This window comes from Synechocystis sp. LEGE 06083 (assembly GCF_015207725.1).
GTDB lineage: Bacteria > Cyanobacteriota > Cyanobacteriia > Cyanobacteriales > Microcystaceae > Synechocystis > Synechocystis salina.
The window spans coordinates 1-3,615 of record NZ_JADEWJ010000336.1 but is presented as its reverse complement, the minus strand read 5'-3'; the positions used below and the strand labels follow the sequence as shown (position 1 = coordinate 3,615).

4 protein-coding genes are annotated in these 3,615 nt (G+C 50.7%); 2 read left to right on the top strand and 2 right to left on the bottom strand.

Annotated elements, in window-relative coordinates:
- Positions 1-248 precede the first annotated feature (248 nt).
- Complete coding sequence (locus IQ219_RS18030) at positions 249-1,034, bottom strand: hypothetical protein (RefSeq protein ID WP_194073520.1); 786 nt, start codon at positions 1,032-1,034, stop codon at positions 249-251.
- Between the two features lie 75 nt (positions 1,035-1,109).
- Here IQ219_RS18030 and IQ219_RS18025 point away from each other — a divergent pair, with 75 nt between their 5' ends.
- Positions 1,110-1,916, top strand: a complete 807-nt coding sequence (locus IQ219_RS18025) for an inositol monophosphatase family protein (protein WP_194073519.1) — start codon at positions 1,110-1,112, stop codon at positions 1,914-1,916.
- A 328-nt stretch (positions 1,917-2,244) separates the two neighbouring features.
- Positions 2,245-2,997, top strand: coding sequence for a response regulator transcription factor (locus IQ219_RS18020; RefSeq protein WP_190598779.1), 753 nt, complete (start codon positions 2,245-2,247; stop codon positions 2,995-2,997).
- On the opposite strand, the gene IQ219_RS18015 is transcribed toward IQ219_RS18020, so the two are convergent.
- Positions 2,990-3,615, bottom strand: a 626-nt coding sequence (locus IQ219_RS18015; protein ID WP_194073518.1) for a DUF3370 family protein, incomplete at its 5' end; no start/stop codon positions are given. The two genes, IQ219_RS18020 and IQ219_RS18015, sit on opposite strands and share 8 nt — an antisense overlap.

Here is a 3,615-nt window from a genome sequence, read left to right as displayed (position 1 = left end):
CAGTTCACTATACGTGTCTACACATTGTACTGTCTTTTTCGCTTCTCTTACCTTCGTCATACTCCCTCCAAGCTTTCCAGCCTTTTATCTCCATTCTAATTCACCCATTTTGATGAAAGAGGGATATAAAGACTGAATTAAAAACATTTTACTCAGCTAAGTTGAACCGATCTTAATTAAATTATCTGCGACACCAAAGGTAAAAAGTGATGGTTGAATCTTTACCCGCACAACTGCTGGGAGCTAGGTCATTCAATGGGTTGCCGTTGCCTTTGTCGTTGGGGAATGGATAAAGGTTCTGGGCGGATGGGAGACTGCCGGCACTGCTGGAGTAAATGCAAAGCCGCTCTTTGGAGGGCTGAGTCCTGTTCAGTGTCCAAAAAAGCTTGCAGATATAGAGCTAGTTCCCTTGGGTTCGGGGAGTGTGGGCCTGGCTGATTCCACCATTGCTGTAATTGACGCAGGGCAATTAATTTCTGCAGGCGATCGCCGTGGGCCAGGTAATGTAGACAGCGGTCAAAGTCGGGGAGCGGAGCGGTGAGCAACTTGGGGGCACTAACTTTTTGCCGTTGCCAGAGTAAAAGCCCCACCGTAGCGAGGGAACCCAAACCCTGCAAAATAATACCCGTGGCTAACCAAGGGTTTTCCACCTCCGACCAAACCATGGTGGCCATGTAGGTGCCGACAGCAGTTAAACCACCTCCACTGCCAGCAATGGTCAATCGACCCTGGGCCCCGGAAAAAAACTGGTGCCACTGTTTGGCCTGGAGTTCCTGGCGATGGGTCAAAAGCCAATAGACCAAACGCATACTGCCCACCCCTAGGCCCGTGGCCAGCAGAAGTCGCCATTCCGTTGCCCAGAGCACAGTCGCCAAAAAAGCGCCCCCACTCCAGGGAGCCCAGCGGTATAGCCAGCGGTAATCGCTCAAACGAAGGCCTAGGGCTGTAACCTCCTTGGGGGAAAGCGGCAAAAACTGACCGGTTGATTTCACCGTCGTAGCCGAATTTTTGGAGGGAAACCAAACCTGGGTCACAGCAAATTCCTGCGATGTGTGATGATGGCCATATTGCCCTTGTCAGGCAGTCTATTTACTATATCAAGATTCGACATGGAGACTTTTTGGCCAGAGGTTTTGAGCTTTTGTCAGTCCACGACCAAGGCGATCGCCACAGAGTTGGTAGCCCAATCCGCCAGAATCCCTGCCCAACGCAAAGCCGATGGTAGTTTGGTCACCGCCGCCGATCAATGGTCTGACCAGGAGTTGCGCCAGCGTATTGCCGCCCAATTTCCCAACCATGGGGTGCTGACGGAGGAAACGGCCCACATTTTTCCCGCTAATGATTGGTGTTGGATTGTCGATCCCATTGACGGCACCACCAATTTTGCCAGGGGCATTCCCATTTGGGGCATTTCCCTCGGTTTACTCTACCGGGGGACGCCGGTGTTTGGCTTTCTCCATTTTCCTCTACTACAGCAATCATTTTGGGGCTATTGGCTAGAAAATTCTGGCTTAACGGGACCCCATGGTGCCTTTCTGAACGGGGAACCGATCCAGGTGAGTGGGGCCGAACCTAGTCAAAATCATTTGTTTAACCTCTGTGCCCGAAGCGCCGCCATTTTAACCAATCCTTTTCCCTGTAAATTGAGGCTAATTGGGGTTAGTAGTTACAATTTAGCCCTGGTGGCCCTGGGAGCGGCCTTGGGAGGGACGGAAAAAACACCCAAAATTTGGGACATTGCTGGCGCCTGGCCGATCTTGTTGGCCGCTGGAGGAGAATTTCTTTGCCTCCGCCCGGAGCCGTTGTTTCCCCTTACCCCAGGGGAGAATTATGGCGATCGCCCCTATCCTTGCATTACCGCCAGTCGGAGAGAACTAATGGAACAATTCAAACCCCTAGTTTTAGCTGTCCAGTGAAGGTGCCCCCGGATAGGTTTTAAAAAACCAGACTTCTCAGCTTTGAGGCAAAGTAAATCAAATTCTCCCGGTCTTGCGGGAGCTTTGGTGGGTAGATTGAGAGAGAAAATTAAAATTTTTAGGCTCTCGAATATTGTTTTTATTGGCCATTAATCTTTCAAAAACTCGTCATTTATTGACGGAAATGGTACAGACAAATAACATTATGACGAGCAAATTCTTTATATTTTTTGCAGATTTGCCCCCCTACGCAGGTAACTGTTGTTACAAAGCCTTGACATTGACTTTGTTAGATTAGCAGGGAACTTTCAGTCAGGGGTCTAGATCGGTGAATCCAGTCTACATATCAGTCGTAGAGGGTAACCCCCATCTCCGCTCTCTATTAAGCTGGCATCTGCAGCAGAGCGGCTACCTTGTCCAACAATGTAGCGGTTTTCACCAGGCCCGCCAGGCATTTAATAATCAATTACCTACCCTGGCCGTGATCGATTCCGACCTTACCGATGGGGATGGCATTGAGCTTTGCCGTTGGTTGTATCAACAGCACCAATCAATGATTTTTATTCTTTCCGCCAAGGATACAGAAAAGGATATTGTCCATGGACTAAAGGCCGGGGCTGATGATTATTTGACCAAACCCTTTGGTATGCAGGAATTTTTAGCCCGCATAGAATGTTTAATTCGCCGAGTCCGCACTGTGGCTGCCCCTTTATTGTTGGATTATGGGGTACTAAAAATCGATTTAGTACAGCGACGGGTGGAATACCAGGGCAACTTTGTTGACCTCACCCCCCAGGAATTCAGTTTGCTCTACGTGCTCACCCAAGCTGAAGGTAGTGCCCTCAGCCGCACAGAATTGCTCCGCCGAGCCTGGCCCGAGGCGATCGATAACCCCCGCACCATCGACACCCATGTCCTTTCCCTCAGGAAAAAAATTGAGACAGACCCCAGGCAACCCAGCCTCATCCAAACCGTGCGAAATGTGGGCTACCGTTTTAACTCCTCCATTTTGGAAGAGAAAAAAGTAGTGGCGGAGAAACCCGTTTCCCTTTCCCCCGCTGGAGTCTCGGTGCTTACCTAGGGGAAGACAAACTGCCGTAATAAAGCTCCTCTGTTTTGACCGTCAGCACCTGGGGAGGAGTGGCATCGGGAGGATACATCAAGTCCACCGTCACTTCCCGCTGTTCCCCTGGTTGCATATTTAAGGTGATTAGGGGATTGCTCATTTCCCCCCGCCGTTGGGTAAGGTGAAAAAATCTTTCTTGGGGTTGGTTTTGGCTGTCGGTGTAGCTGACCCTAACCGTGCCCCGGAAAAAGACTTGGCCGGTGGGTTGGCGCATGAAGAATAGGCGATCGTTATATTGATCTTGTTTGATCGGAGTTTGCAGGGTGAGGGAAACGCTCTGTCGGTTATTAGTGGCGTTTTTCAGAGGTAACTGCAATTGATAATGCACCCCATAGTTGCCATGGGCTAGATAGGCAGTGTCGGGGTAGCGGGCCAGCATGGGAGCGCTCTGTACCTGTTGGGTAGCATAGGTACCCACACTAACGGTGCTGAGGGGATAAGAAAAAGCTCTCCCCCGTTGGGGAATAGTGAGGAATTCAGCCTTGGAATTGTCCACTAGGGTGGCTTGCCAAGAAGCGCCTTGGGAAATACCGGCCACCCGGCCATAGATGGGGGTGCGGGGAGCCCCAGGGC